The following is a 21,457-nucleotide window of genomic DNA, read 5'->3' as shown; positions in this document are numbered from 1 at the left end:
CCACGGACAGGACTCCGGCCCCGAGGGCTGAACACGGCCCACGGCCCACACCTTGACCCGGCGCCCGTCACCGCACAGGATCACGCCATGACGAGGTCACCTTCCCCCAAGCTCTCGGCTCCGCTTGAGCAAGGGAGGCCCCACTCCGAGGCCGCCAGCAGCACCGTCGACGGAGTCCTGCGCCGCAGCGCACGCCGCACCCCGGCGCGCGTCGCCCTGCGCTACGGGGCGCGCTCGTGGACGTACGAGGAGTTGGACGACGCCGTGTCCCGCGCGGCCGGGGCCCTGCGCGCCGAGGGCCTCGCGCCGGGCGACCGGGTCGGCGCCTACGGGCACAACTCGGACGCGTACCTGATCGGCTTCCTCGCCTGCGCCCGCGCGGGCCTCGTGCACGTCCCGGTCAACCAGAACCTGACCGGCGACGACCTCGCGTACATCGTGGGCCAGTCGGGCAGTTCCCTCGTCCTCGCCGACCCCGACATCGCGGACCGGCTCCCCGGCGACGTACGGGTGCTGCCGCTGCGCGACGCGGACGACACGCTGCTCATGCGCCTCGCCGCGAGCGCGCCGTACGACGGGGACGTGCCGGGCGCCGACGACCTGGCGCAACTCCTCTACACGTCCGGCACGACGGCGCTCCCGAAGGGCGCCCGGATGACACACCGCGCGCTCGTGCACGAGTACGTGAGCGCCATCCACGCGCTCGACCTCAAGGAGACGGACCGGCCGGTGCACGCGCTGCCGCTCTACCACTCGGCGCAGATGCACGTCTTCCTGCTGCCGTACCTGGCGGTGGGCGCCACCAACACGATCCTCGACGCGCCGGCCGCGGGGCCGGTCTTCGACCTGGTGGAGGCGGGGGAGGCGGACAGCCTGTTCGCGCCGCCGACGGTGTGGATCGGGCTCTCCCAGCACCCCGAGTTCGCGGCCCGTGACCTGAGCGGGCTGCGCAAGGCGTACTACGGCGCCTCGATCATGCCGGTCCCGGTCCTTGAACGGCTGCGCGAGCGGCTGCCGGGGCTCGCCTTCTACAACTGCTTCGGGCAGAGCGAGATCGGGCCGCTCGCCACCGTCCTCGGACCCGACGAGCACGAGGGGCGGATGGACTCGTGCGGGCGGCCCGTCCTGTTCGTAGAGGCGAAGATCGTCGACGACGACGGCAAGGAGCTGCCCGACGGCACACCCGGCGAGGTCGTCTACCGCTCCCCGCAGCTGTGCGACGGCTACTGGGACAAGCCCGAGGAGACCGAACAGGCCTTCCGGGACGGCTGGTTCAGGTCCGGCGACCTCGCGGTGCGCGACAGTGAGGGCTACTTCACTGTAGTCGACCGGGTGAAGGACGTCATCAACTCCGGAGGCGTGCTCGTCGCCTCGCGGCAGGTCGAGGACGCGCTCTACACCCACCCGGCGGTCGCCGAGACGGCCGTCGTCGGGCTGCCCGACGAGCGCTGGATCGAGGCCGTCACCGCCGTCGTGGTGACGAGCGCGGACGTCACCGAGGAGGAACTCATCGCCCACGCACGCGAGCAGCTCGCCCACTTCAAGGCGCCCAAGAGGGTCGTCTTCGTGGACGAGCTGCCGCGGAACGCCTCCGGCAAGATCCTCAAGCGCGAGCTCAGGGACCGGTTCACCGAAGGCTAGACGCTCGGCCTGTCGTTTGGATCAGGCCGATCAGCCGTCGTTCTCCGCCGAGGGGATGAACGCGCCGGGCACATCGTCCGGTGCGTAGATCTTGCTCTCGCCGGGGTACGCCTTCTTCCAGCCGTGGGTCTCGTACCAGGTGAAGTGGTTCATCTGCGCCGGGTTCGCGTAGTCCGGCACCGCGTGCTCGCCCGTGAGGCGCTGCTTCGACTTCCAGGTCTGCCAGGTGTCGGCGAGCTTCTTCTTGTCCGACGGGACCGACGTCGACGGCACGGCCGCCGCCTTCGGGTTCTGGGCCGCCGGGGTGTCCTCGCCGCAGGACGGCGGGGTCGCGAGGCCCGCGGTCAGCGAGGTCCGGTTGGGCACCGCGTTGAACGGAGTGGTGTCCGCCTTCTTCGTGAAGGCGGCGGTCATCGGGCTGGCCGCGGTGTCCTTCTGGTTCATCGGGTGGATGCCGAGGATCTGCTCGATGGTGCGGACCATCGTGATCTGCGAGTAGTAGTGGTTGTCCACGGCGCCGTGCTTCGCCCACGGGCTGATGATCTGGACCGGGGCGCGGTGGCCGTCGACGTGGTCGAGGCCCGCCTGGGAGTCGTCCTCGACCACGAAGATCGCGGAGTCCTTCCAGTACTTGCTGTGCGAGATCTGGTCCACGATCCGGCCCGTCGCCAGGTCGTTGTCCGCGACCTGCGCGGGCGCGCTCGCCGGGCCGCCGGTGTGGTCGCTGGAGAGCCAGAACATGTTCAGGTTCGCCGGACCGTTCTTGGCGAAGTCCTGCTTCCAGATCTCCGAGCGGTAGACGTCCGGCACGGACGTGTCGAACTTCGCGAAGCCCGGCACGGACACCGAGTTGAGCGACGGGATCGGCGAGGACGAGGTCAGCTTGTACGCGCTGCCCTTACCGGTCGTCGCCATGTTCTTGCTGTCGCAGTACAGGTTCTGCCAGCTCGCGTCGGCCGGCTTGTCGAGGAACTGGTGGAACTCGCCGAAGTCCCGCACCGACTTCCCGGCCGACTGCGCGCCGGTCCACAGGAAACCGGACTTCTGGTGGCCGAGCGCGTCGTCCTCGGTGTCGTAGCTGCGCGCGTACTCACCGGCCGACGACTCGGTGTACTCCGGGTTGTCCGCCTGCATCAGCCAGTTGTGGCCCTCGGCCGAGTTCGTGCCGATGTCGTACGTGTTGTCGTACAGGCCGAACTGCCGCGCCATGGCGTGCTGGTTGGGCGTGACGTTCTCGCCGAACTCGGCGAGCGAGGCGTCGCCGTCACCCTCCTTCATGTCACCGAAGACCTGGTCGTAGGTCCGGTTCTCCTTGACGATGAGGAAGACGTGCTTGATCGTCGACGGGTCGCCGAGACGGGCAGGGACGGGAACCGCCTTCGCCTTGGTCGCGCCGCTCGCCTTCTTGGCCGCGCCGGCCGTCCAGCCGTTCTGCTGGAACACCTTGCCCGTCTGCTTCTTGATCACCTTGTCGCTGGGCAGCGTGAAGTGCTGCACGCTCGACGTCGTGTCGTGGGTGGTGTGCCCGGCCTTGGTGGTGGCGCGGCGGGCGTCGATGCCGCGGGTGTTGGAGACCACGACCTGCTTGCCGATGGTGCTGATCTCCGCGGGGAAGTAGTCCGTCGGCAGCAGACCGACGTAACTCACCGGCTCCTGCGGGGACTTGTACCGGTACACGGCGACCGCGTTGGCGCGGCCCAACGTCACGAGGAGCCGGCCGTCGTCGGTGAGCGTCGTCGCGTTCGGCTCGTAGCCGACCGACGCCTCGGGCCACGGCTTGGTCGAGATCGTCTGGACGACCTTGTCCTTGGCGGTGTCGACGACGGACACGTCGTTGGTCGCGGTGTTCGTGACGAACAGCGCGCCCTTCTTCGCGTACAGGGCCGTCGGGTGCAGACCCACGTCGATGGAGCCGACGGCGGTGTCCGGGTGGCCCAGGTCGATGACGCTGAGCGTGCCGGTGGTGGTCGCACCGGTCTTCGGGTCGGCCGGAACGTCGGTGCCGTACGAGTTGATCGTGGACTCGCCGGCCTTCGCCGGGCGGCCGCCCTCGTTGCTGACGTACAGCTTGTCGCCGACCTGCGCCAGGTCGCGCGGGGCGTTCCCCACCGACCAGCTCTTCTTGATCGCGCCGCTCGCCGCGTCGAGGGCGACGACGCGGTTCTGCCCGTTGACCGCCGAGTAGACCGTCGAGCCGTCGGCCGAGAACACCGGCTCACCCACGAGCGCGTGCTTGGCGCCGTCGGCCGGGATGTTGATGTACGTCGGGTCGGAGACGGAGCCGTCCGCCTGCACCGTGAACTTGGTGTAGCCGTCGATCTGGCCGAGCCACAGCTGCTTGCCGTCGGGGGAGTAGGTGGGGCCTTCCTGGCCGACGTTGTTGCTCTTGATGCGCGGCGAGGACGTCGCCGCGTTGCTGACGAGCTGCTGGACCTTCCAGGTCTTCAGATCGACGATGCCGAGGGCGGCGCCGCCGTCCGTGAGCGAGGCCGCGAGGTGCCCGCCGTCCGGGCTGACCTCGGACGACATGATCTTCCCGCTGTCGATGACCATGCTGTCGCCGTACGGGGCGATGTACTGGTCACTGGAGACGACCCGTCCGTTGGCGGTCTCCTGCCCGACCTGGTCGGTGCCGAACTGGTGGGTCTGGGCGAAGGCTGTGCCCGCGAGCGCCAGGGCGAGGGCGGTGATGCCGGCGGTGGCCAGCGGTCTGCGGCGGCCTATGCGTCCGGCGAGCGAGCCGAGACCGGCCCGCGGCACGCGCCTGCGGCGGCGTGTTACCTGCATGGAGTTCATCCCTTCGGAACCTTGCCTATGTGGTGCGGTGTGGCGGACAGCAGCTCGACGGTGCCGTCGAACTGCCACAGCGGGTTCGGTGTGTCCCCGGTGGAGGTGTGCACCAGGAAGTAGCCGTTCACTTCCTTCGGCCCGTCGCCGTCGGCGACGAACCGCCCGTCAGCGGTGACGTCGAGCTGGTAGATGGCCTGACCGGTGGCCTCGACGTCAGGGAGGTGCCAGGAGACGACGCAGCGCCAGTCGTTGCCCGCCCCCTCGGCCCCGTCGCGCACATCGCCCTTCGTGCACGCCGCCGAGGCGTGCAGCTGCTCCTCGGTGACGGCCGGGCGGTGCAGCTGCTCGGTCTGGGTGCGATACAGGTGCGCGAACGCGGTGGCCACCGAGCGCTGCACCTTCTCCTGGGTGATCCCGGAACCCTCGGCCGGGGCCGCCAGGCCGACGGCGACGACGCTCGCCACGAGGAGCCCGACGAGCGGGAGCGCCCCCAGGGTGAGCGCACGACGACCGGACGCGTCGTCGGTCGGGTTGGTGAAGTCCCGCCGTACGAACAGGAGATACGCGAGCCCGGTCGCGGCCGCCGCCCACACCAGCGCGATGACGACGCCGATCAGCAGCGGAGCGAGCTGGACGGGACCGGTGAACAGCCCGTTCCACGCGATGAACGCGTAGCCGGGCAGCGCCGTGCGCACGCTCACCGGCAGTGGCAGCAACTGAGCGAGCTGAAGGGCCAGCGCGACGAGCGCGGGCAGCAGCAGCCCCATCGGGGAGCGGCCGAGGGCGACCGAGCCGAGGAGGCCGAGCGCGGCGAGGGCCAGCGTCGGGGCGAGGGCGCACAGCCAGGCGAGGAACACCCGGCCCGCCGCGTCCGAGGCGCCGATGGCGCTGCCGTCGAGGCCGACCAGCGGATGGTGACCGACCGTCAGGAGCCCGCCGACCGCGCTGGACACGGCGAGCCCGGCCACGAGCACCAGGAGCACGGAGAGGCTGGCGAGCGCCTTCGCAGCGAAGATCCGGCCCGGCGAGCGGACCGCCACCAGGAGGTGCCGCCAGGTACCGAGCCGGTCCTCCGCGGCGAACACGTCACCGGCGACCAGCGACGTCAGCAGCGGCAGCGCCCACACGCCCGCGAAGCCCAGCATCACCAGCGGACCGGCCCACCCGGTGGCGTGCATCCAGCGGCCGAACAGGGTGTCCGTGGGCAGCGTGCTCTGGAGGCTGACGGCGGCCACGAACAGGCCGGGCGCGAGCCAACAGGCAAGCACCAGAAGCCGGATACGCCACTGCGAGACGAGCTTGACCAGTTCGAACCGGTAGGCGCGCCGGACGGCGACGGGGCGGGCCGGGGCGGCGGGGTCGGCGGGACCAGGCGGTGCGGTGGAGGCGGTGGAGGCGGTGGCCGTGGTGGTCGTCATGCTGCCTCCTGGCGCTGGGGCTCGCGCGACGGTGTGGCGTCGTGTTGGTGCGACTCGTCGCCGACGGGACCGGGCGGACCAGCTGCGTCCTCGTCGGCCTCGTCGTTCCCGCTTCCGCCTTCCTGGAGGTCCTGGGTCCGGTCCTCCGCCGTCCGTTCGGTCAGCGCCAGGAACGCCGCCTCCAACGGGGAGACCACCGGCGCGAGTTCGCGCAGCGCGACACCCGCGCCCACGATCCGCGCGACCAGGGCGTCGACGGCGGGGACCCGGGCCCGTACGACGAGCGCCTCCGCGCCGTACCGGGCCGCCGCGTCGGAGGCCTCGACCGTGCGGATCCCCTCGGTGGCCGCCGCGAGCTCGCGGGCCGCGCGCGGGTCGGAGGTCAGCAGCCGGTACTCGAGTTCACGGTGCTCGGCGGCCAGCTCGCTCAGCGGGCCGGAGAAGACGACGCGGCCGGTCGCGAGGATGGTGACCTCGGAGCACAGCGCCTCCAGATCGTCCATCCGGTGGCTGGAGAGCACGACGGCGGTGCCGGCCGCGGCGAGACGGTGCAGCACGCGGTGCACATGCCGGGTGCCCGCCGGATCGAGGCCGTTGGACGGCTCGTCGAGGATCAGCAGCCGCGGCTCGGTGAGCAGCGCCGCCGCCAGCCCGAGGCGCTGGCGCATCCCGAGGGAGAAGCCCCGCACCCGGTCGTCCGCGACCTCGCCGAGCCCGACCTCGTCGAGCGCGTCACCGATCGGCGCCGTACGGGCGTCGAGACCGCGCAACTCCGCCAGCGCGCGCAGATTCTGCCGCGCCGAGAGCGTGGGGTAGAGACCCGGCCCGTCCACGAAACCGGCCACACCGGCAGGCGCGGCGAGGGCCCGGCCGACCGGCGCGCCCAGCACCTCCAGGCTGCCGGTGTCGGGGACGGCGAGGCCGAGGAACAGGCCGAGCAGGGTCGTCTTGCCGGCGCCGTTCGGACCGGCCAGGCCGTGGATCCGGCCCGGCGCCACATCGAGGTCGACGCCGTCCAGGGCGACAACGTTGCCAAAGTATTTGGTGATGCCGTGGGCCCGCAGCGCGAGCCGTCCGTCGGCCCGTCCGTCGCTCTGGCCGTCGGTCCGTGCGTCGCCGGATATGTCGTCCGGCTGTCTGTCGTCCATGGGTCCCTTCCTTCAAGGCCTCATGGACCTTAGGAACCCCACAAGAAGCGCACAGAGCACGGGAGTTGAACGAGGGCGGAACGACAGACGGCCGGATGGTGGCATACCGCACGTAAAACGCGAGTGGCCCGGCGAGCCTCACATGTCGCCGGACGGCGGTTCGTTCACTTCGTCCGCAGGTCCACGATCCGCTTGATCTTCCCCACCGACCGCTCCAGCGACTCCGGTTCGACGATCTCCACGCCCACCGTCACCCCCACCCCGTCCTTCATCCCGGCCGCGATGGCGCGCGCCGCAGCCTCCCGCTCCTCGGGCGTCGCTTCGGGCCGGGCCTCGGCGCGCACGGTGAGCGCGTCCATGCGGCCCTCGCGGGTGAGGCGGAGCTGGAAGTGCGGCGCGACGCCGGGCGTGCGCAGCACGATCTCCTCGACCTGCGTGGGGAACAGGTTCACGCCCCGCAGGATCACCATGTCGTCGCTGCGCCCGGTGATCTTCTCCATGCGCCGGAACGCCGGACGGGCCGTCCCCGGCAGGAGGCGCGTCAGGTCCCGCGTCCGATAGCGGATCACGGGCATCGCCTGCTTGGTCAGCGAGGTGAAGACCAGCTCGCCGTGCTCGCCCTCCGGCAGCACCTCACCCGTGATCGGGTCGACGACCTCCGGGTAGAACTGGTCCTCCCAGATGTGCAGCCCGTCCTTGGTCTCGACGCACTCCTGCGCCACACCGGGCCCCATGACCTCCGACAGGCCGTAGATGTCGACCGCGTCGATCCCGGCCCGCTCCTCGATCTCGCGCCGCATCTCCTCGGTCCACGGCTCCGCGCCGAAGATGCCGACCTTCAGGGAGCTGGTGCGCGGATCGACGCCCTGGCGCTCGAACTCGTCGAGGAGGGTGAGCATGTACGAGGGCGTCACCATGACGATCTCGGGCTTCAGGTCCAGGATCAGCCGCACCTGCCGTGACGTCATGCCGCCGGATGCCGGGATCACCGTGCAGCCGAGCCGCTCCGCCCCGTAGTGAGCGCCGAGTCCTCCGGTGAACAGGCCGTACCCGTACGCCACATGGACCTTGTGCCCCGGCCTGCCGCCCGCCGCGCGGATCGCCCGCGCCACCATGTCCGACCACATCGACAGGTCGTCCTCGGTGTACCCGACGACCGTGGGCAGGCCCGTCGTGCCGCTGGAGGCGTGCAGGCGCCGCACTTCGGACTGGTCGACGGCGAACATCCCGAAGGGGTAGTTGTCCCGCAGGTCCGCCTTGGTCGTGAACGGGAAGCGCCCCAGGTCCGCCAGTGTGCGGCAGTCCTCGGGCCGCACGCCCGCCTTGTCGAACGCCTCGCGGTAGAACGGCACCCGCTCGTACACCCGGTGCAGCGTGCCGCGCAGCCGCTCCAGTTGGAGCGCGCGCAGCTCGTCCGCGCCGAGCCGCTCGCCCTCGTCCCGCCAGTCCGTCGCCATCGACGCCATCGCACGCACTCCCGAAACTCCCGACCGATCATTCGGTTGCCCTGCTGTCGATCAGTAATTCAAGGAGTGACCGCGGTCGTCAAGACGTGCGACGCACCGGTTCCGGTGTCAGCGGACGGCCGGGGGCTCCCAGACGTACGGCGTGGTCGTCCCGAGCGCCACGAATCCCAGGCGCTCCAGGATCGGCCGACTGTACGAGGACGCGTCCACCTGGACGTACGGGAAGCCGCGCTCGGCGGCGATGCGGACGCGGAAGGCGACCAGCGAGCGGTAGATGCCGCGGCCCCGCCACTCGGGGACCGTGCCGCCGCCCCACAGGCTCGCGAAGGCCGTCCCCGGATGCAGCTCCATGCGGGCGGCGCTCACGGGTTCGTCGCCGTGCAGCGCCACGACCGCGGGCACCGTGGCCGGGTCCTGGGCGAGCTGGGCCCGGAGCTGGTGGCCGATGGACGAGCGGCCGGAGTCGAAGGCCCGGTCGTGCACCCATTCCACCAGCTCGACCTGCGCCTCCTCGGTGACCGGGAGAAGCCGGATCCCCTCGGGCGGCGCGGTGTCGAGGGGGAGTGCGGCCGTCTCCGCGACGAGCAGCGTCTCCGGTTCCTCCGCCTCGAACCCGGCGGCCTTCAGGCGGTCGGGAAGGTCGGCGGGGAGATCGTGCCCGTACGTCTTCCACTCGAAGGTCCGGCCCAACTCGCCGAAGAACAGGACCTGTTCGGCGATGGCGGCGTCGGCGGTGGACTCGTCGAGCCCCGACCACAGCACCGCGCTCCAGCCCTCCGCCGGCCCCACATGGCGCACCACGCCACCGACCCGCTCCACCCGCGCCCCGGCCTCGTCCGGCCGCGCCTCGCGCCGCATCTGCCGGTCGAACAGGTCCCGTACCGCTGTGTGATCCATGCGGGCACTTCAGCACCGGCGCGGCGGCCCGGCAACTGAAAAAATGCCCACCGCTCCATGGAACACCCTTGCTAGGGTGCGCCGATGACAACGATCAAGAAGGTCCAGATCACCTTCGACTGCGCGGAACCCGTGCGGGTCGCCCGCTTCTGGTGCGAGGTACTCGGATACGCCATGCCGCCCGGCGCCAACGAGGACGAGTCCTGGTCCGCCGCCGCCGACCCCAAGGGTGAGGGGCCCCGCCTGTTCTTCCAGCGCGTCCCCGAGGGGAAGGTCGTGAAGAACCGGGTGCACATCGACGTACGGGCTGGAACCGGGCTCGTCGGCGACGAACGGCTCGCGGTGCTCGAAGCCGAGGCCGAGCGCCTGTACAAGCTCGGCGCGACGCATGTGCTGACGCAGCGCGCCGACGAGGAGAACGAGTCGTGCATCACGCTCCAGGACATCGAGGGCAACGAGTTCTGCCTTGACTGAGCCCGTGACACCCGCGCGCCCGCGACACCTCGCGGAGCGGGCCTACGCGCTGCCCTCCGCCGCCACCTGCCGCGCCCACCGGTAGTCCGCCTTGCCGCTCGGCGAGCGCTGGATGGTGTCCGTCACCACCAGCTGGCGCGGGATCTTGTACCCGGCGAGGTGGCTGCGGCAGTGCGACTGAACCGTGTCCAGGGTCAGGGCGTCCGCGCCGTCCATGAGCTGGACGACCGCCGCCACATGGTTGCCCCACTTCTCGTCCGGCACACCGGCCACCAGCGCGTCGTAGATGTCCGGATGGGACTTGAGGGCCTGCTCGACCTCCTCCGGGTACACCTTCTCGCCGCCCGTGTTGATGCACTGCGAGCCGCGGCCGAGGACCGTGACGATGCCCGCCTCGTCGACCGTCGCCATGTCACCGAGCAGCACCCACCGCTCGTCGCCCTTCTGGAAGAACGTCTCCGCGGTCTTCACCGGGTCGTTGTAGTAGCCGAGCGGGACATGGCCGCGCTGCGCGATCCGCCCGATCTCACCGACCGCGACCGGCTCGTACGTCGCCGGATCCACCACCTGCGTACGGGAGTTGACCCGCACGTGGAAGCCGGCGCCCGCGCCCGATCCGGCCGTCGCCGTGCCGTTGAAGCCGGACTCGGACGAGCCGAAGTTGTTGAGCAGCATGGTGTTCGGGACCAGCTCCTGGAACTGGGCGCGCACCGTGTCCGACATGATCGCGCCCGAGGACGAGACGCTGAACATCGACGAGCAGTCCGTGCCCTTCATCGGCCCCTTCAGCGCGTCGATGAGGGGACGCAGCATCGCGTCGCCCACCAGGGACATGCTCGTCACCTTCTCCTTCTCGATGGTGCGCAGCACCTCCTCCGGGGCGAACTTGCGGTGGATGACCACTCGCTGGCCGAAGTTGAACCCGATGAACGCGGTGAGCGTCGACGTGCCGTGCATCAGCGGGGGAGTGGGGAAGAACGTGATGCCGTCACCGCCCGCCGCCACCCGCTCGGCCAGCTCCTCGGGCCGTGACACCGGCTCACCCGTGGGTGCGCCGCCGCCCAACCCGGCAAAGAACAGGTCCTCCTGACGCCACATCACACCCTTCGGCATGCCCGTCGTGCCGCCGGTGTAGATGATGAACAGGTCGTCGGGGGAGCGCGGAGCGAAGCCGCGCGCGTCCGAGGACTGCGCCGTCACCTCGTCGAAGTCCACCGCCTTCAGCGGCGGCGCGTCCGCCTCGGGAGCGCCCACCCGCACCAGGTGACGCAGCTTCTCCGCACGCGGCAGCGCCGCCGCCACGCGCGGCGTGAACTCCGTGTCGAAGACGAGCGCCGCGAGATCGGCGTCCTGGTAGAGGTACGCCAACTCTTCCTCTACGTAGCGGTAGTTGACGTTCACCGGGACGACGCGCGCCTTGACGCAGCCGAGGGCCACCTGAAGGTATTCGATGCCGTTGTACAGGTGCAGACCCAGGTGCTCGCCGGGGCGGATCCCGGCCGCGATCAGGTGGTGCGCGACCCGGTTGGCCGCCGCGTCCAGCTCGGCGTACGTGAGCCGGCGCTCCGCGCCCGTACCGGGATGATCCACGTAGACGAGCGCCTCGCGGTCAGGGACCACGTCGACGACCGACTCGAACAGGTCGGCAAGGTTGTACTCCACCGCGCTCCTCCTGATCCAGATGATCCAGGGCCGGATGTCTCCCGGGCGCCTCCTGGCCGTCATCAGAACAGAACCGGGAGTAAGGGGGAAGGGGCTCCGCACAAGAAAACTGACTGAGTGTCAGAAAACTCTTGAACTGGCACGTGCGCTACTGCAACCTGTTCCAGGTCCGAGGCTGCGGCTGACTGGAGGACCCCTCATGGGTGGGACCGAACATCTCGAAGTACGGCGCGAGGGCGCCACGCTCGTACTCACGCTCAACAGGCCCGAGGCCAAGAACGCGCTGTCCCTGCCGATGCTCGTCGGCCTCTACGACGGGTGGGTGGAGGCCGACGCGGACGACTCGATCCGGTCCATCGTGCTCACCGGCGCCGGTGGTGTGTTCTGCGCCGGCATGGACCTCAAGGCCCTCGCGGGCAAGGGCATGGAGGGCGAGCACTACCGGGACCGGCTCAAGGCCGATCCCGACCTGCACTGGAAGGCGATGCTGCGCCACCACCGGCCGCGCAAGCCCGTCATCGCCGCGGTCGAGGGACACTGCGTCGCGGGCGGCACCGAGATCCTCCAGGGCACGGACATCCGCGTGGCGGGGGAATCGGCGACGTTCGGGCTCTTCGAGGTCAAGCGTGGCCTGTTCCCCATCGGCGGCTCGACGGTCCGGCTGCCGCGCCAGGTTCCCCGCACCCACGCCCTGGAGATGCTGCTGACCGGACGGCCCTACCCGGCCCCGGAGGCCGCTGCCATCGGGCTCGTCGGACGCGTGGTGCCCGACGGCACGGCGCTGGATGCGGCCCTCGAGATCGCCGAACAGATCAACGCGTGCGGCCCGTTGGCCGTCGAGGCCGTCAAGGCGTCCGTCTACGAGACCGCCGAGATGACCGAAACGGACGGCCTCGCCTCGGAGTTGAAACGCGGCTGGCCCATCTTCGACACCGCCGACGCGAAGGAAGGTGCCCGCGCCTTCGCCGAGAAGCGGCCCGCCGAGTTCCGGCGCGAGTGAGGCCCGCAGCCGTGCCGTTCCGTCCCGTACGCCCATACGTCAAGGAGGCCTCATGACATCCACCGCCCAACCCGAGGTGCTGCGCGCACCGTTGGTCGTGGAGTTCCCGTTCACCCGCTCCCTCGGCCCCGTCCAGTCCGCCTTCCTCAGCGGTCTGCGCGACCGCACCGTCCTCGGCGTGAGGACCGGCGACGGGAAGGTCATGGTGCCGCCGGTCGAGTACGACCCCGTGACCGCCGAGGAGATCCGCGACCTCGTCGAGGTCGGCGCCACCGGCACCGTCACCACCTGGGCCTGGAACCCCGAGCCGCGGCGCGGCCAGCCCCTCGACACCCCCTTCGCGTGGGTCCTGGTCCAGCTGGACGGCGCCGACACCGCCCTGCTGCACGCGCTCGACGCCCCGGGCCCCGACGCCGTGCACTCCGGGATGCGCGTCCGCGTCCGCTGGGCCGAGGAACGCGAGGGCGCCATCACGGACATCGCGTGCTTCGAACCGTACGAGGGCGCGGCCGGAGACGCCCAACCAGCCCCGCACAGCGGCGAGTTCGAGGACGCCGTCACCGGCATCGTCGCCCCCGCCCGCCTCGACTACACCTACAGCCCGGGCGGCGCGCAGACCCGCTACATCAACGCCCTCGCGGACAACCGCACCGTCGGCGAGCGCTGCCCGTCCTGCCACAAGGTCTACATCCCGCCACGCGGCGCCTGCCCGACCTGCGGCGTCGCCACCACGGACCAGGTCGAGGTCGGCCCCGGCGGCACCGTCACCACGTACTGCATCGTGAACATCAAGGCGAAGAACCTCGACATCGAAGTCCCGTACGTCTACGCCCACATCGCCCTCGACGGCGCCGACCTCGCCCTGCACGGCCGCATCGCCGGCATCCCGTACGACCAGGTGCGGATGGGCCTGCGCGTCGAACCCGTGTGGACCGAGGGCGGGCGCTACCCGGACCACTACCGGCCCACCGGTGAACCCGACGCCGATTACGAGATCTACAAGGAGATGGTCTGATGCGGCCGCCGATCCGGGACATCGCCGTCGTCGCCTTCGGGCAGACCGACCACACACGTACCTCCGACGAACAGTCGGAGGTCGAGATGCTGATGCCCGTCCTGCACGAGGTCCTCGCGAGCACCGGCCTGAAGACCAGTGACATCGGGTTCACCTGCTCGGGCTCCAGCGACTACCTCGCCGGACGCGCCTTCTCGTTCACCATGGCGCTCGACGGCGTCGGCGCGTGGCCGCCGATCTCCGAGTCCCACGTCGAGATGGACGGCGCGTGGGCCTTGTACGAGGCGTGGACGAAGCTGCTGACCGGCGAGGCCGACACCGCGCTCGTCTACTCGTACGGCAAGTCCTCTCCGGGCTCCGTACGCGATGTGCTGACGCGGCAGCTCGACCCGTACTACGTCGCCCCGCTGTGGCCCGACTCCGTCGCGCTGGCCGCCCTCCAGGCGCAGGCGCTCATCGACGGGGGACACACCGACGAGCCCGCACTCGCCGGCGTCGCCGCCCGCAGCCGCGAGTCCGCCACGGGGAATCCGCACGCCCAGCTGCGGGGGAGCGTGCCGCACGGCGATTACGTCGTAAATCCGCTGCGGACCGGGGACTGCCCGCCGATCGGCGACGGCGTCGCCGCCGTGATCCTCGCCGCGGGCGACCGCGCACGCGAACTGTGCGAGCGGCCCGCCTGGATCCGCGGCATCGACCACCGCATCGAGGCACACAGCCTCGGGGTGCGCGACCTCACCGACTCGCCCTCCACGCGGCTCGCCGCCGAGAACGCCGGGGCGTTCGAACGGCCCGTGGACACCGCCGAGTTGCACGCCCCGTTCACCTCGCAGGAAGTCGTCCTGCGCCGCGCCCTGAGCCTCGGCGACGACGTCGCCGTGAACCCGTCCGGAGGCGCGCTCGCCGCCAACCCGGTGATGGCCGCCGGACTCATCCGCATCGGCGAGGCCGCCGCCCGCATCCACGGCGGGAACTCCCGGCGCGCGCTCGCCCACGCCACCTCCGGGCCCTGCCTCCAGCAGAACCTGGTCGCCGTACTCGAAGGGGAGGACCAGTGATGAGCAAGGCCGTGGCCAAGGAGCCGGTAGCCGTCGTCGGGATCGGACAGACCAAGCACGTCGCCGCCCGCCAAGATGTGTCGATCGCGGGCCTCGTCCGTGAGGCCGCCCAACGTGCCCTGAATGACGCCGAGTTGACGTGGGCCGACATCGACGCCGTCGTCATCGGCAAGGCGCCCGACTTCTTCGAGGGCGTCATGATGCCGGAGCTGTACCTCGCCGACGCCCTCGGCGCCGTCGGCAAGCCGATGCTCCGCGTGCACACCGCCGGATCCGTGGGCGGCTCCACCGCGCTCGTCGCCGCGAACCTCGTCGCGGCCCGCGTCCACGGCACCGTACTCACCCTCGCCTTCGAGAAGCAGTCGGAGTCCAACGCGATGTGGGGGCTCTCGCTGCCCATCCCGTTCCAGCAGCCGCTGCTCGCCGGGGCCGGCGGCTTCTTCGCCCCGCACGTGCGCGCGTACATGCGACGCACCGGGGCCCCCGACACCGTGGGCTCCGTCGTCGCGTACAAGGACCGCCGCAACGCGCTGAAGAACCCGTACGCCCACCTCCACGAGCACGACATCACCCTGGAGAAGGTCCAGGCGGCGCCCATGCTGTGGGACCCCATCCGCTACTCCGAGACCTGCCCGTCCTCCGACGGCGCCTGCGCGATGATCCTCACCGACCGTGCGGGCGCGGAGCGTTCACCGAAGCCGCCCGCCTGGATGCACGGCGGCGCCATGCGCAGCGAGCCGACCCTCTTCGCGGGCAAGGACTTCGTCTCCCCGCAGGCCGGCAAGGACTGCGCCGCCGACGTGTACCGGCAGGCCGGGATAGCCGACCCGCGCCGGGAGATCGACGCCGTCGAGATGTACGTGCCGTTCTCCTGGTACGAGCCGATGTGGCTGGAGAACCTCGGCTTCGCGGACGAGGGCGAGGGCTGGAAGCTCACCGAATCCGGTGTCACGGAGCTCGACGGGGACCTCCCCGTCAACATGTCGGGCGGCGTTCTGTCCACCAACCCCATCGGCGCCTCCGGGATGATCCGCTTCGCCGAAGCCGCACTCCAGGTGCGCGGACAGGCCGGAGAACACCAGGTCGACGGCGCGCGGAAGGTCCTCGGGCACGCCTACGGAGGCGGCTCGCAGTTCTTCTCCATGTGGCTCGTCGGTGCCGAACCACCCACCCGATGACCGCGCGTTGACCTTCATCCGCTTCGCGGCCTGTGCCTGGCACGGACCGATCGCTAGGCTGGCGCACGGACGACGAACCGGGAGGAGCACGGACGTGGCCGAGAGCACCATCGACCAGCACCCGCTCATGGGGTGGGAGAAGCCGGACCTGGACCTCAGCAAGGCGGATTGGCGGTCCAGCAGTGGGGGGCAGGGCGATGTCCAGATCGCTTTCGTCGAAGGCTTCATCGCGATGCGCAACGGCGGACATCCAGAGAGCCCGTCCCTGATCTTCACGCCGGCCGAGTGGGGGGCGTTCGTGAGCGGTGCCCGAGAGGGCGAGTTCGACCTCACGTAGTCGCTTTCGCGGCACATTGTTCACGCGGTTCCGACACGGGACCAACGGCCCTGTCCTGTGGCCCCGGTATTTGCGAGCCTGGCCACAGGAACAGCCGGTCAATGAGGGCGCGGCGACGCGCCCAGTGTCGGAGGCGAAGAGATCATGCCCAACCCGCACCACCTGCCCGTCCTCGCCGCGGTGGACGGCTCCGACGACAGCCTCCGCGCCCTGGAATGGGCGCTCGCCGAGGCGGACCGGCGCGGCGCCGAGCTGCGCGTCGTGCATGTGCAGCAGTACGCGCCGTTCCTCCAGGCCGAGGTGCTCGTGGCGGACTTCGACGAGGAACCCGAGAACGACACGGTGCTCGCGGAGCTGCGCAAGGATCTGGAGGGCCGCGAGGGGCTGCCGCCGCTCGAGTTCATCAGCCGGATCGGTCTGCCGGCGGTGGTGCTGGCCGAGATGAGCGCGGAGGCCCAGCTCGTCGTCGTCGGCTCGCGCGGACGAGGCGGCTTCGCGGGCCTGGTCCTCGGCTCCAACAGCGTGTCGGCGGCGCGCGACGCGGTCTGCCCGGTCGTCGTGGTGCCGAGGCCGGGGCGCGAGGTGCACGGCGACGGGGCGGTGCCGCCGGGGCCGCGCGTCGTGGTCGGACTCAAGGCGGATGCACCGGACCACGCGACCCTCGCGTTCGCGTTCGGGCACGCGGACCGCACGGGCGCCAGGCTCCAGGTCGTCGTCGCGTACCCGTGGCCGGTGGTGGCCTGGACGGCGTACGGGGACTTCACGCCCACGGCCGTCGACCAGGAGGCGACCGAGCGCGACACGCTTCGAGTGGCCGATGAGACTCTCACGGAACTGCGGAACTCTCACCCTAAAGTTGAGGTTGAGGTTCTGGTGGTGCCGGGAGACGCCGCGGGCCATCTCGTCGAGAACTCACGCGACGCGGCCCTGGTCGTCGTCGGCCGCCACCGCCGCCGCCTCACCCGCCCCGCCCCCATGCTCGGCTCCGTCACCCACGCGTCCCTCTTGCATGCGGCGAGCCCGGTGGCGGTGGTGCCACCGGAGGACGACTGATCCGGACAACGGGTCGTGCCTGTGCGCCGCCCGCCCTACGGTGTGGGTGGGCTGGGCACCGGGTGGTCGGATTCGGGGCCGCCTCATCGGCCGCTCGGTGCAACCGCGGTGACGTGATGGGGGTGGGCCCTATCGAACCTTGACGTGCAACGGGCGCGACGGAAGTGGTCACAGCCCTGGCCGGAGCGCGACGGTGCGGCCAGGCGCGGCCAGGGAGATGAAGCCCTGCTGTGTGACCGGGCGCGGCCGGGCTGCGTCAAGTCTTGTGGTGCCGCGAGGCGCGGCCGGCCAACATCAAGGCCTGTGGTGTCGCGAGGTGCGGCCGGGCTCTATCAAGTCTTGTGGTGTCACGAGGCGCGGCCGGCCACCTTCACGCCTCGCGGGGCGATCAGGTGCGGGCGGGCATATCAAGCCCCGTCGGCGATTGAGGCGCGGGGTCCGGGGCAGAGCCCCGAGAGCGCAACCCCGTCGCCGGGCAACCACCGCCCACGTCGCGCCCCGCGCCATGAGCGCGCCCCGGCCACGGCCGCCACGTCGCGCCCCACTCGCACCCGGCGACGCTCCCCGGGATGCAGCCCGAACCCTTGCGCGGCCCGGACCGCACCATTCCGGCGCGACGTTCATCGACCCGTACCTGAGCGGCAGCGGAATTCGTACTGAGAATGCCGCATCACGCTCCGGCAGAGGCACCCCGGCGTACGCTGAGGTGCCTGGAAACCGTGGTGCGCGACCGTGCCGCGGGTGGGGGTGCGCCATGGTGCGGAGCGGTGGCCGGCGGAGGCTGTTCGAGCGGGAAAGCGAACTGGCCGTCGTGGACACGGCGTTGAACGAGCTGACCGGGCTGCCCCGGGACGGCGCGGAACCCCCGGACCGGCCGCACGGCGCGCTGCTCGCCGTCGCCGCGACCGCCGGACTCGGCAAGACGAGCCTCCTCGCCGAAGTGCGCCGCGGGGCCGCCGCCAAGGGCTGCACCGTCCTCTACGCACGCGGCGGCGACCAGGAGCAGGGCGTCGCCTTCCACGTCGCCCGCCAGCTCCTCCAGCCACGCCTCGCGGGCGCCTCCGCCGCCGACCTCCGCGCCACGCTGGGCAGTTGGTACGCGATCGTCGGCCCCGCCCTCGGCCTGTGCGCCCCCACCGAAGGCGCGCCACCCGACCCACAGGGCCTGCGCGACGGCCTCGACTGGGTGCTCACCCACCTCGCCGTACAGCAGGCCCCCATGGTCCTCGTCCTCGACGACGCCCACTGGGCCGACCCGGAATCCCTCAGCTGGCTCGCCGCGTTCGCCCCGCGCGCCGAGGAACTGCCGCTCCTGCTCGTCGTCGCCTACCGCCCGGAAGAACTCCCGGACCACGCCGAAGCCCTGCGCGGACTGCCGGGCCGCTCGGGCCGCCGCGCCCTCGGACTCGAACCACTCAGCGCCTCCGCCATCGCCGGACTCGTCCGCGAATCCCTCGGCGGCCACGCCGACGACGCTTTCTGCCGCGAATGCTGGGCCGTCACCGCCGGCAACCCCTTCGAAGCGGTCGAGCTGACCGCGAAGGTGCGCGACCGCGGCCTCGTCCCCACCGAGACCGGCGCCCACCTGCTACGCGACCTCGCCGCCGCAGCCAAGGGCAGCGGCCTCGTCGCCCGCATCGAACGCCTCGGCACCGCCACCGTCCGCTTCGCTTGGGCCTGCGCCGTGCTCGGCACCGAGATCGTGCCCGAACTCGCCGCCAACGTCGCCGGGTTGGGGCCGGAGGAGGCGGCCGACGCCACCGACCGGCTCAGGTCGGTGCGCGTACTCAAGGGCGTGCAGTCACTCGAATTCGTCCACCCGCTGATCGCCACCGCCGTCTACCGCGCCATACCCGGCGGCTTCCGCGTAGCCCTGCACGGACAGGCCGCCTGGACCGTCCTCGACGCAGGACTCGGCCCCTGCGCCGCCGCCCGGCACCTCCTGGAGACCCACCCCGAAGGCGACCCCTGGGTCGTGCGACAGCTGCGCGCCGCCGCGGCCGAGACCGTCCGCGCGGGCGCCCCCGACGCCGCCCGCCGCTACCTCGCCCGCGCCCTGCGCGAACCCCCGGCCTTCGACGACCGCGCCGCCGTCCTCTACGAACTCGGCAGCGCATCTCTGCTCACCGAACCCGCCACCACCGTCAACCACCTGCGCGCCGCCCTCGAAGAGCCCATCACCGACCCGGCCCTGCGCCACGGCATCGTCTACCGCCTCTCCCAAGTCCTCGCCCACAGCGACCGGTTGGCCGAGGCCTCCGAGACCCTCGCCCGCGAGATCCGCGTCACCGACGACCCGCGCGTCCGCCTGCGCATGCAGGCCGAGCAGTTCATGTGGGACGCCTTCCGCGCCGACGAACCCGACTCCCCGGCCCGCTCCCGGCGCCTCGCGAAACTCGCCGACCGGCTCACCGGCCGCGACCTCACCGAGCGCTACCTCATCGGCCTGCGCACCTGGGACGCCACCCTGCGCGGCGAACCCGTCGACACCGTGATCCGGCACGCCGAGCGCGCCCTGGCCGGCGGCCTGCGCTGGGCCGCCGACGAGGACCGCGGCTTCGAGGTCCCCGTCCTCGTCGCCATGGCCTTCCTCTACGCGGACCGGCCGGGGCGCACCGAGGAACTCTTCGTCGAGGGCATCGCCGACTTCGAACAGGCCGGCTGGCGCGGCGGCCACCTCTCCTTCGCGTACACGCTCCTCGGCTACGTCCGCTACCGCCGCGGGCGGCTCGCCGAGGCCGAGGACTTCGTCCGCGCGGGCCTGCGCCTCGCCCGGCGCGTAGGACCCGGCACCCCCGCCCACTGGTACGCCGTCGGCACCCTCGTCGAGGTGCTCCTCGCGCGCGGGCGCGCCCCCGAGGCCAAGGAGGTGGCGGAGGAGCACGCCTTCGGCCCGCCGTTCCCCGCCGCCGTCGTCTTCCCCGACGCACAGACCGTGTACGGGGAACTCCTCCTCGCGCTCGGCCGCCCCGAGGCCGCCGCCGAGGAGCTCGCCGCCGCCGGCCGCCGCCTCGACCCGCGCGGCATGCGCAACCCCGCCTGGTGCCCCTGGCAGCTGCACCTCGCCCGGGCCGAGGCGTCCGCCGCACCCGAGCGGGCCCGGGCCCTCGCCGAGGACGCCGTCGAGCGGGCCCGGCACTTCGGGGCGCCGTCCGCCGTGGGCCAGGCCCTGCGCGTCGTGGCCGAGGTCTCCTCCGGCGCCGGGCGCGGCAAGCTCCTGGAGGAGTCCGTCGCTCACCTGGAGCGCTCACCCGCGGGCTACGAGCTGGCCCGCTCGCTCGTCGCCCTCGGCGCGGAGCTGCGCCGCAAGGGCCGCGCCAAGGAGGCGGCGGACCACCTCTACCGGGGGCTCGACGCGGCGGTCGGCTGCGGCGCCGACGGTCTGGTGCAGCACGCCCGCGACGAGCTGGCCGCGGCGGGGCTGCGGCCACGGCCCCTGCACGGCGCGGTGACCGACGCCCTCACCGCGCGTGAACGGGCGGCGGCGTCCAGCGCGGCGCGCGGCTCGTGCCCCTCCGAGGTCGCCAGGGACCTCCACGTCGACGAGCCCACGGCGGTCCGCCTCCTGTCAGCGGCCTACCGGAAACTGGGCACGGACGCCAAGGGCCTGGCAACCGCACTGCCCCCATCAAGCCCCGCCGGCGATTGAGGCGCGGGGCCCGGGTCAGAGCCCCGCGTCCGCAAGCACGTCGCCCTCGAGGTTCAGGCGTTCCGCACGGCACGGGCGGGCACAGCCCCGCCGCCGCGCAACAAGGACGTGGACGTCAACCAGGACGACCCGAACCTGGTCCACGCGGAGCGTAGACGTACCATTGCGGCATGTCCTTCCTCCGCCGCCGCGCTGCGACCCCCGCGGGTCCCGACTTCGACGTCCTGGCCATGGACCCGGGCGACTGGCCGGGCAACCTGGGCGCCGGTCTGCTGCCCGCCCCCGACGGAACCTGCCAGGGCGTGTTCCTGCGCTACGACCTGTTCGGCGGCCGCGGCCCCGCGATGGTCATCGGGAACCTGCCCGAGGGCTCCCCGGCCCGCGAGGTCGACGACGGCGAGATCCCCTTCGAGGTCGCCCAGCTCCTCGTGGCCCTCGAGAACGACGAGGAGGTCACCGTCACCGGCGTGGAGGACGTCCCGGTGATGCAGGGCGACAACCTCCTCGTGGTGCGCCGCCTGAAGCTCTCCGAGACGCGGATCTCCTGCGTACAGTTCGACCGCAGTGACAACGTGCTCGTGACCATCGCGTCCTGGGACCGCCCGATCACGGACGACCTGTACGCGCTGCTCAAGCCGCTGCCAGCGGAGCTTTTCCAGCAGGGCTGAGCA

At 71.7% G+C, this 21,457-nt stretch carries 16 protein-coding genes; 10 read left to right on the top strand and 6 right to left on the bottom strand.

Going from position 1 to position 21,457, the window contains the following annotated elements:
* Positions 1-87: 87 nt before the first annotated feature.
* Positions 88-1,641: an acyl-CoA synthetase gene (locus tag ACP4E5_RS03380; RefSeq protein ID WP_425825186.1), complete on the top strand. Its 1,554-nt coding sequence runs from the start codon at positions 88-90 to the stop codon at positions 1,639-1,641.
* 30 nt (positions 1,642-1,671) lie between these two features.
* Here ACP4E5_RS03380 and ACP4E5_RS03375 read toward each other — a convergent pair whose 3' ends face one another.
* The 5 genes from ACP4E5_RS03375 to ACP4E5_RS03355 form a co-directional block, all read right to left on the bottom strand.
* On the bottom strand, positions 1,672-4,428 hold the full coding sequence (locus ACP4E5_RS03375) for an alkaline phosphatase family protein (protein WP_425825185.1): 2,757 nt from the start codon (positions 4,426-4,428) through the stop codon (positions 1,672-1,674).
* A 5-nt stretch (positions 4,429-4,433) separates the two neighbouring features.
* On the bottom strand, positions 4,434-5,849 hold the full coding sequence (locus ACP4E5_RS03370; protein ID WP_425825184.1) for an ABC transporter permease: 1,416 nt from the start codon (positions 5,847-5,849) through the stop codon (positions 4,434-4,436).
* Positions 5,846-6,997 carry an ABC transporter ATP-binding protein gene (locus ACP4E5_RS03365; protein WP_425825183.1) on the bottom strand — a complete coding sequence of 384 codons (1,152 nt, stop codon included), beginning with the start codon at positions 6,995-6,997 and terminating at the stop codon, positions 5,846-5,848. Before ACP4E5_RS03365 ends, ACP4E5_RS03370 begins: the two co-directional genes overlap by 4 nt.
* A gap of 164 nt (positions 6,998-7,161) precedes the next feature.
* Positions 7,162-8,463 (bottom strand): phenylacetate--CoA ligase PaaK, encoded by a 1,302-nt coding sequence (paaK, locus tag ACP4E5_RS03360; RefSeq protein ID WP_425825182.1) that lies wholly within the window; start codon positions 8,461-8,463, stop codon positions 7,162-7,164.
* A gap of 108 nt (positions 8,464-8,571) precedes the next feature.
* Positions 8,572-9,360 (bottom strand): GNAT family N-acetyltransferase, encoded by a 789-nt coding sequence (locus ACP4E5_RS03355; RefSeq protein ID WP_425825181.1) that lies wholly within the window; start codon positions 9,358-9,360, stop codon positions 8,572-8,574.
* Positions 9,361-9,444: 84 nt separating this feature from the next.
* Between ACP4E5_RS03355 and ACP4E5_RS03350 the strand changes: the two genes are divergently transcribed.
* Entirely contained in the window at positions 9,445-9,834 is a 390-nt protein-coding gene (locus ACP4E5_RS03350; RefSeq protein ID WP_425825180.1) for a VOC family protein, read from the top strand.
* A 42-nt stretch (positions 9,835-9,876) separates the two neighbouring features.
* On the opposite strand, the gene ACP4E5_RS03345 is transcribed toward ACP4E5_RS03350, so the two are convergent.
* Positions 9,877-11,496 carry an acyl-CoA synthetase gene (locus ACP4E5_RS03345; RefSeq protein WP_425825179.1) on the bottom strand — a complete coding sequence of 540 codons (1,620 nt, stop codon included), beginning with the start codon at positions 11,494-11,496 and terminating at the stop codon, positions 9,877-9,879.
* Between the two features lie 199 nt (positions 11,497-11,695).
* On the opposite strand from ACP4E5_RS03345, the gene ACP4E5_RS03340 reads away from it, so the two are divergent.
* From ACP4E5_RS03340 to ACP4E5_RS03305, 8 genes are all read left to right on the top strand, one after another.
* Positions 11,696-12,496 carry a crotonase/enoyl-CoA hydratase family protein gene (locus ACP4E5_RS03340; RefSeq protein WP_425825178.1) on the top strand — a complete coding sequence of 267 codons (801 nt, stop codon included), beginning with the start codon at positions 11,696-11,698 and terminating at the stop codon, positions 12,494-12,496.
* A gap of 52 nt (positions 12,497-12,548) precedes the next feature.
* A complete protein-coding gene (locus ACP4E5_RS03335) occupies positions 12,549-13,511 on the top strand; it encodes a Zn-ribbon domain-containing OB-fold protein (RefSeq protein WP_425825177.1) in 963 nt (320 codons plus the stop codon).
* Positions 13,511-14,569, top strand: a complete 1,059-nt coding sequence (locus tag ACP4E5_RS03330; RefSeq protein ID WP_425825176.1) for a thiolase domain-containing protein — start codon at positions 13,511-13,513, stop codon at positions 14,567-14,569. The genes ACP4E5_RS03335 and ACP4E5_RS03330 overlap by 1 nt, the downstream gene beginning before the upstream one ends.
* Positions 14,570-14,580: 11 nt before the next feature.
* Positions 14,581-15,747 (top strand): thiolase domain-containing protein, encoded by a 1,167-nt coding sequence (locus ACP4E5_RS03325; protein WP_425841050.1) that lies wholly within the window; start codon positions 14,581-14,583, stop codon positions 15,745-15,747.
* Positions 15,748-15,841: 94 nt separating this feature from the next.
* Positions 15,842-16,084: a DUF397 domain-containing protein gene (locus ACP4E5_RS03320; protein ID WP_425825175.1), complete on the top strand. Its 243-nt coding sequence runs from the start codon at positions 15,842-15,844 to the stop codon at positions 16,082-16,084.
* 144 nt (positions 16,085-16,228) lie between these two features.
* Entirely contained in the window at positions 16,229-17,137 is a 909-nt protein-coding gene (locus tag ACP4E5_RS03315) for a universal stress protein (protein ID WP_425825174.1), read from the top strand.
* Between the two features lie 754 nt (positions 17,138-17,891).
* On the top strand, positions 17,892-20,786 hold the full coding sequence (locus ACP4E5_RS03310) for an ATP-binding protein (RefSeq protein WP_425825173.1): 2,895 nt from the start codon (positions 17,892-17,894) through the stop codon (positions 20,784-20,786).
* Positions 20,787-20,956: 170 nt separating this feature from the next.
* Positions 20,957-21,454, top strand: a complete 498-nt coding sequence (locus tag ACP4E5_RS03305) for a hypothetical protein (protein ID WP_425825172.1) — start codon at positions 20,957-20,959, stop codon at positions 21,452-21,454.
* The last annotated feature ends 3 nt before the right edge of the window (positions 21,455-21,457 follow it).

This window comes from Streptomyces fractus (assembly GCF_049844455.1).
Lineage (GTDB): Bacteria > Actinomycetota > Actinomycetes > Streptomycetales > Streptomycetaceae > Streptomyces > Streptomyces fractus.
The sequence above is the reverse complement of the archived record's forward strand: the minus strand, read 5'-3'. Positions and strand labels throughout refer to the sequence as shown.

Bases quoted from the DNA above. Each gene is read 5' to 3' on its own strand.
- ACP4E5_RS03380 (WP_425825186.1), top strand. From the start codon at position 88: ATGACGAGGTCACCTTCCCCCAAGCTCTCGGCTCCGCTTGAGCAAGGG.
- paaK (WP_425825182.1), bottom strand. From the start codon at position 8,463: ATGGCGTCGATGGCGACGGACTGGCGGGACGAGGGCGAGCGGCTCGGC.
- ACP4E5_RS03355 (WP_425825181.1), bottom strand. From the start codon at position 9,360: ATGGATCACACAGCGGTACGGGACCTGTTCGACCGGCAGATGCGGCGC.
- ACP4E5_RS03350 (WP_425825180.1), top strand. From the start codon at position 9,445: ATGACAACGATCAAGAAGGTCCAGATCACCTTCGACTGCGCGGAACCC.
- ACP4E5_RS03375 (WP_425825185.1), bottom strand. From the start codon at position 4,428: ATGCAGGTAACACGCCGCCGCAGGCGCGTGCCGCGGGCCGGTCTCGGC.
- ACP4E5_RS03330 (WP_425825176.1), top strand. From the start codon at position 13,511: ATGCGGCCGCCGATCCGGGACATCGCCGTCGTCGCCTTCGGGCAGACC.
- ACP4E5_RS03310 (WP_425825173.1), top strand. From the start codon at position 17,892: ATGGTGCGGAGCGGTGGCCGGCGGAGGCTGTTCGAGCGGGAAAGCGAA.
- ACP4E5_RS03340 (WP_425825178.1), top strand. From the start codon at position 11,696: ATGGGTGGGACCGAACATCTCGAAGTACGGCGCGAGGGCGCCACGCTC.
- ACP4E5_RS03335 (WP_425825177.1), top strand. From the start codon at position 12,549: ATGACATCCACCGCCCAACCCGAGGTGCTGCGCGCACCGTTGGTCGTG.
- ACP4E5_RS03365 (WP_425825183.1), bottom strand. From the start codon at position 6,997: ATGGACGACAGACAGCCGGACGACATATCCGGCGACGCACGGACCGAC.
- ACP4E5_RS03315 (WP_425825174.1), top strand. From the start codon at position 16,229: ATGCCCAACCCGCACCACCTGCCCGTCCTCGCCGCGGTGGACGGCTCC.
- ACP4E5_RS03370 (WP_425825184.1), bottom strand. From the start codon at position 5,849: ATGACGACCACCACGGCCACCGCCTCCACCGCCTCCACCGCACCGCCT.
- ACP4E5_RS03305 (WP_425825172.1), top strand. From the start codon at position 20,957: ATGTCCTTCCTCCGCCGCCGCGCTGCGACCCCCGCGGGTCCCGACTTC.